Raw genomic sequence first — 5,759 nt, 5'->3', positions numbered from 1 at the left:
CGTTGGGCGATGCGATTCATGCGGTGCTGTGCGGCGCTGGCCACAACCTGCGGATGATCCTGCGCAACCTGCGGCTTTTTTACGCCCTGATTCTCGTCGCTTTGCTCAGCTTCCGAGCCGCTGCGCCATCGGCGGCATAGCTTCATCTGCGCGACAAAACGAATTGTTCAGGGCCGACTCGATAAAGTCGGCACCATGCTCCTTCACATAGGCTTTGAAGCGCTTTGTTTGCATGCCCCACGATACCGCCATTCGCGGTTCTGACTGGAACACGGACTCGGTCGTCATGCGTTCGCGCTGAATTGCTGCACCATCCCAAAGCAGGCAGAACTGAGGCATCATTCTTCCAAGCTGCGGAAGAATTGTCGTCGCGTCAGGGTTGATCCAGGACGTGCAAGCCGACTGACTCTCGATGCTGCGTGCAAGAGCAGCGTAGCTTACATCCCGGTGCATGATGTTCGCTGCATTCTTTGCGGTACCACGCTCGGGCTGCGACAAATCGATGAATCGCTTTCTGGCTTCCAATAGCTTCTCTGGATCGTGAATGTTTTCGTGGATTTCCTTGATAGCAGCCTTTATTTTCGCCTTCAGAATTATTTTGTCTGCCGCAGCTTCGTGCAGGTCTGGCGAGCCTTCGCTTTCGAGAATCTGAAAGTCGCTGTGAGCCTGCGTCAGCTCATCGTTGACCCATGATTTCCTGCTTCCGGAACCCGAAACGTAAATTGCGGAAATCGATGTTGGGCAGCGAATCATATCGAAATATTCGACATCGAAAAGGCACTGCGTTGCGACCGACGTGGTGGAAAGCATTACGGTCGTGATGAGTTCTGGGACGGCATTCGATGCCGCGTGAATCTCATCGTGCAGTGCTCGTGCGTTCTTCGGCAGGATTGTGCTGATGTCGTCCCTATTGAATTTGGCCCGTCTGACCGGGAGTCCAAACGTTCCTTCATCGTCAGCTTGTTCTGGCTGTACGTGCCGTGATCGGCGGTGTCTTGACTCCCAGCGCTGTGATAGTGAGTTGGTATCCATAGGTGAATCAATGGGAAAAAAAGAGGGCGCCGAAGCGCCCTCAATGATCATTTTGGAATTGCGTCTGCCGACTACAGCGCGGCGCTTGAACTCCGCGTGGTTGCTTTTATTTCAAGCATTTTCTTGGCCCACAGAGCGAGAAATTCTTTTTCACTCTGAGTGAACCCCTTGGTCTTCAGCCAGACGTACAGATCTGCTTTCTTTCGAACCTTGGCTGAGACAGCGCGACGCATTGTTTCGAACTCGCGTTCGAACAAGGAGCGGCTGATTTCCGCCTGCTCGATTTCAGCTTGCAGATCCTCTGCGGATGCATCGACACACTCCGTTTGGGTGATCGAATTTCCTGCGGTTTGTTTGCCCACGTCTATCTGTCCATTGGCAATCATCTTTGTCCTTTAGGTTGACGATTTCTTCTTCAAATAGTTGGCCGCCGCTTCGCCGAGAATTCGAGTTGCGCTGCCGATTTTGAACGGCTTTGGGAGATCGCTATCCGGCTTTTTCCATTCAGCGTACGCCCAAGATTTCGACTTGTTGATAATCGAGCAGAACTCCCTCACAGATAGGACGGGTGGTATTTCGTTCAATCTCATATGGCACCTATTTCGATGGCCGACAGCAGACCACGCTATCGCGTGGCGGCAGTGCTGCGGCTCGTTGTTAAAGATCGGTGAAGTAGCGCATTCGTAATGACCCGCGCCAACTCGGTCTTGCGTGTACCGACCTGCACTGCATTGGTCGATATCGAGATCGTAAGGATGCGATGCAGCAGAAGGTAGGCGTCTACTAAAAGTAAAAAATCGATGCGCGGAATCGGGCCGACGGGCGACGTGACGGTCACAGAGACGGGGCGTCGTGGAGGGGGAGCAAGATTGCGGACAGCACGTGCGGATGGGTTGATGCGGGACTTCGAATGTCTCGGCATCGGAGGATGCGGATGTGATGGGAGGGAATGACGGGGGCTGCAAAACAATGCAGTAGGCCGGTCGCCGATCTGGCCGTTACGGCTTGCCGAAGTGCTTGTCATCCCGACATACGAAAGCGGCGCAATCGATCCTCCGGGCGCTGTCGGGATTTTCGCGATCTTCGTAGGCTGCTGTTTGTTTCGACTCTCAGGCAACCGCAGGAATCGCCCTTGTTAGTCGCTGGCAACTGATGGAGGCTAGTTGGCGAGCCGTATTTCGAGCCGCCGACGGTGCGCCACGCATCATTGCGGTCTCTTAACGGTAGGTTTTCGCTCGAACGATGCGCGTTGATCGGACCGGTATCATGGTGCGATATCCGAGAGATAGCAAACAACAGGGAAGGTGTGCGCCCACCGTTCTTTATTCCCTTGATGACAAGAAAGGTTCTGCGTGAAGCAACTTGACCGGCTCTACCGATTTCTCGAAAAGCACCATCAATGGAACATCGCGTTTCAGACCAGCGAGTATTCGCGATACCTCACGCATTGCGAGACACCGAAGCAGCGCCTCATCGCGCTGTTGCATCTCGTCGCCCACACGCAATCTCAGCCCAAGCTCGGCCCCCTGGCCGACTTCTGGCGCCATCTCGAAGGCGTCGACTGGGGACGTAAAGCGCCGTCGCTTGAAGACCTAACCGTCGCCATCGAGAAAGCGGGCAGCCCAAGCACGGTCCACGTTGGCCCTTGGGACCGGCTGTTCCACGCGCTGAAGAGTGTTGGCGGCTGGGGACCTAAGACTTCGGCCCTGTTCGTCAAAGCTTTAATTGTCCTTCACCGTACAGCCCGTACCGATCTCTATTGCATCCGGGATGAGGCTGCTGCGCAGGTTATCGCTGGTGGCGACCGGATTTATCTGCCTGTGGACGCCGTCATCCGTCGCGTGTTTAAAACCCCGGAACTACAAGAGCTAGGAAAGACGTTTGGTCCCATCAACACGGCGCTATACAAGGCAGGCTATACGCCAGAGCAGATGCTGGTCTGGGACGACTTGTGGTTCTGGGGCTTTTTCACTCAGGACTCAAGTACTGATGACCGCGTGATGGGCTGGAACGAAGCGAGATTCTGGGGACAACTGTCGTCCCCAAAGGCTCACCTCTCGGAAGTGCGCAAGCTCTGCTGCGCGTTTCTTCAGATCGTCAACTTTTGAGACGCAAAGACGATCGCTTTCCGGCACCGAAGCACGGCTTACGCCGGCCCCTTTGTGCTTCCTGTGGGCATTGTTCAGTTTCACCAGCGGCGGCCGTTAAACAACTTGGCGTCGAAGTCCAAAGGAATCGTGAGGCACGTGGGATTTACTACAAGGAGGTTGAATGACAATAAAAGTTAGACAGCGGGATTTCAAAATCCTGCTCCCTGGTGACCGGGAGCGGGAGCTCTTTACGGAGAATATCGGACCCTGCACCGGAGTCGCGGGAACCAACGGTAAGGGGGTGGCATTCCTGTGCCATCTGGATAGTCCGTACTCCGCATTCACTTTGCGGCAAATCCGTGTTGTACTCGAGGAGAGTAACGTAGACTTCGGCACGCTCAAAATCCGTGTTGTCTCAAGTCTATTCGGCTGGTTGTACCCTGGATGGTGGCCCACGAAACTCTCGATTTACTACTACATCTTGAGCTGGGGACTTCCCCGACTGCCTTGGCCGGCGAGCCCATCCGGCTGGTTCCAGCGCGTGAGTATGCATGTCAATGCCGATACGGGGGATATCAAAATTTCCGAACCCCACTATCAGTGGATCGACAAAGCCGATTACGATCCTATCGAAGTCGTTAAGAAACAAGAATGGAAGCGCCAGCGCTGCAAAAGATAACGACCGTGTGGGCTCGAGCATGAAGGCCGTTCCCGAATGCGGATGCGCATCGAAAGACGGGGTTGCCTCCAAAGACGAATCGTCGTCGATCGCAACATGTCCAGGAAGGGGCGTTGGATCGATGGTGCTCGATTGACGACGATTTTGAATAAAGAACCTCGTGGGCTCGATATTAGTCGGGTATGTATTTCTCGAAGAATGCTCGCCACGACATAGTTGCTACGTCGTTGACCACCTCGCCCTGCTGACCGCCCACAAGGTGGCCGTATCGAGTGGCGAGACGCTTGGCGACTTGCCATCGATCGTGACTGAATTGGCTTACAACCTTAGGTTTGAGGTTTAGCAGACCCGCCTTCGCTATTTCATCGGGAAGGCGAGTCAAAGCCTGCCTCGCTGCAGGTGCGCCCTTGTACGACATCGAAACGGATTGGTTAATCAGCAGCATGACGTAGTTTGCCCATAGGACTTCGGGCAGAGCTGAATGCGTGCCGACAAGTACTGGGACCAAATCGTTGACTTCAACAAACTGATCGCGCCCGATGATGTCGAAGACATCGCCGAAGAATGCCATCCGCACCGCCTCGTCCGGGAGCTGGAGCAGTTCTGAGTCAAATTCGGACAGAAGCGCGGTCTTCTGTGCTATTTCTCCGAATAGCGTCACATTCCGTACGGTGCGCTCAACCGTTAGAAGCTTTTGGTCGCTCGGGAGTTCCGGTGCCAGTCGCGCCAATACCTCAATCGCACGACTTGAATCTTTACTCCTGTCGACTAGTGAGTCGAGAATCCACGCGGAATCCTCGGCGCCGAGAATCTTGAGCTTGCGCGCGAGCGCGTCAAGCGCTGTCGTGGACTTGAGGACGCGCTCCAAGAATTCCCGCGACTCGCCGGATGGCTCCGGGGGGGATGGAAGTGCGTTGATGGCGCCAGCTACCATCGCAGCTGATTTTACAACGGCATTTTCGGGCAGTTGTTTGAGTTGGAGTTGGGCAACCAAGGTTCCCGACTCAACTAGCTTGTAAAGCGCGTCGCGACGGACTCGAAGTTCGTCGGCTCTGTACCTCGTTCCTTTCGGATGCCTGGTGTTATAGTTACCGACTTCAGCATGGCAGTCGAAGCAGACGGGCAACGCATTGTTTTCCGTGTTCGGCCCGCCATCCGCTTCCTGTACGATGTGATGGACTTCGATCTTGGTACCGCATTGTTTGAAGCAAAGGCAACAGATTCGCGCGCAGCGAATAAGTACTTTTGTCCGTACGTCGACGGGGAAACCCATCCTCAAATCTCCTGTTTTTGTACCGGCGCATAAATGCACGCGTTGGCGCTGAACTACCGATCTGCCCCATGTGCCTGGGCAACATCCGGGGCGATCACTGTCAGCAAGATAGCCGTTGCGGGCTGATTCTGCGAGAAAACTCCGCTTCGTGCCGCGAGTGCTATCGGGGCGTGCCTGATGCTTGAAATTTGATGGCTTGCCACCAACTCGATAGTTCTACTGTCGCGACGATACGGGGGCATGATGGAGCTGTTGACGGGCACGTTGAGGCTGAAGCTTACGAAGCTGGTTGAGATCGATACGGCACGACAGGCTGTAATTCTACAAGAGGGGATCAGCGCTTTCAGTACCGATGCGAATCAAGTCAAGGCTCGCCAGGAACTCGACGAACCCGCTTGAGCTCTCACCAAGGCATTGCGCGAACTGAGCGACGACGAGTTAACTGCCGCGGTAGCGCTGGCGACTTACGGCAACCCTCTGGTTCCGTGCGACGGAAATGCCGAGTTTGCCGATGCAGTGGCGGAAGGCCGCGAATTCGTTGGCACGAGCGAACGCGAATAAGAAGCTGTTGCGAAATTAAGTTTCGGGTCTGTTAACTTTTCCGACTTGGTGTTAACTTCCTGTCTTGTTTTGCCTGACAGGAAGCGATGCCTAAAGAACTTGTAGACGACGAATTGTGGTCACT

6 protein-coding genes and 1 pseudogene are annotated in these 5,759 nt (G+C 54.7%); 4 read left to right on the top strand and 3 right to left on the bottom strand.

Features of this window, described 5'->3' with window-relative positions; genetic code table 11:
- Positions 1–140: pseudogene (locus tag WS62_RS35995) on the top strand (IS5/IS1182 family transposase); the annotation flags it as partial.
- On the opposite strand, the gene WS62_RS05815 reads toward WS62_RS35995, so the two are convergent.
- Entirely contained in the window at positions 106–1,032 is a 927-nt protein-coding gene (locus WS62_RS05815) for a DUF3987 domain-containing protein (protein WP_197422769.1), read from the bottom strand. The pseudogene WS62_RS35995 and the gene WS62_RS05815 sit on opposite strands and share 35 nt — an antisense overlap.
- A 71-nt stretch (positions 1,033–1,103) precedes the next feature.
- Positions 1,104–1,394 carry a hypothetical protein gene (locus WS62_RS05810; RefSeq protein WP_197422768.1) on the bottom strand — a complete coding sequence of 97 codons (291 nt, stop codon included), beginning with the start codon at positions 1,392–1,394 and terminating at the stop codon, positions 1,104–1,106.
- A gap of 990 nt (positions 1,395–2,384) precedes the next feature.
- Here WS62_RS05810 and WS62_RS05805 point away from each other — a divergent pair.
- Positions 2,385–3,140 (top strand): hypothetical protein, encoded by a 756-nt coding sequence (locus WS62_RS05805; protein ID WP_066568860.1) that lies wholly within the window; start codon positions 2,385–2,387, stop codon positions 3,138–3,140.
- A gap of 163 nt (positions 3,141–3,303) precedes the next feature.
- Positions 3,304–3,801 (top strand): hypothetical protein, encoded by a 498-nt coding sequence (locus WS62_RS05800; protein ID WP_066568859.1) that lies wholly within the window; start codon positions 3,304–3,306, stop codon positions 3,799–3,801.
- A 172-nt stretch (positions 3,802–3,973) separates the two neighbouring features.
- Here the strand turns inward: WS62_RS05800 and WS62_RS05795 are convergent, their stop codons facing one another.
- Positions 3,974–5,074 (bottom strand): HNH endonuclease, encoded by a 1,101-nt coding sequence (locus WS62_RS05795; RefSeq protein WP_082720729.1) that lies wholly within the window; start codon positions 5,072–5,074, stop codon positions 3,974–3,976.
- A gap of 240 nt (positions 5,075–5,314) precedes the next feature.
- Here WS62_RS05795 and WS62_RS35990 point away from each other — a divergent pair, with 240 nt between their 5' ends.
- The gene (locus WS62_RS35990; RefSeq protein WP_156440876.1) at positions 5,315–5,473 is read left to right on the top strand and encodes a hypothetical protein; all 159 of its coding nucleotides are present in this window, start codon (positions 5,315–5,317) and stop codon (positions 5,471–5,473) included.
- Positions 5,474–5,759 lie beyond the last annotated feature (286 nt).

The sequence above is a fragment of the Burkholderia sp. ABCPW 14 genome (genome assembly GCF_001523835.1).
GTDB classification, from domain to species: domain Bacteria; phylum Pseudomonadota; class Gammaproteobacteria; order Burkholderiales; family Burkholderiaceae; genus Burkholderia; species Burkholderia mayonis.
This window is presented reverse-complemented; position numbering and strand designations above follow the sequence as displayed.

Coding starts and splice junctions, on each gene's coding strand:
- WS62_RS05815 (WP_197422769.1), bottom strand. CDS start 1,032: ATGGATACCAACTCACTATCACAGCGCTGGGAGTCAAGACACCGCCGA.
- WS62_RS05800 (WP_066568859.1), top strand. CDS start 3,304: ATGACAATAAAAGTTAGACAGCGGGATTTCAAAATCCTGCTCCCTGGT.
- WS62_RS05795 (WP_082720729.1), bottom strand. CDS start 5,074: ATGGGTTTCCCCGTCGACGTACGGACAAAAGTACTTATTCGCTGCGCG.
- WS62_RS35990 (WP_156440876.1), top strand. CDS start 5,315: ATGATGGAGCTGTTGACGGGCACGTTGAGGCTGAAGCTTACGAAGCTG.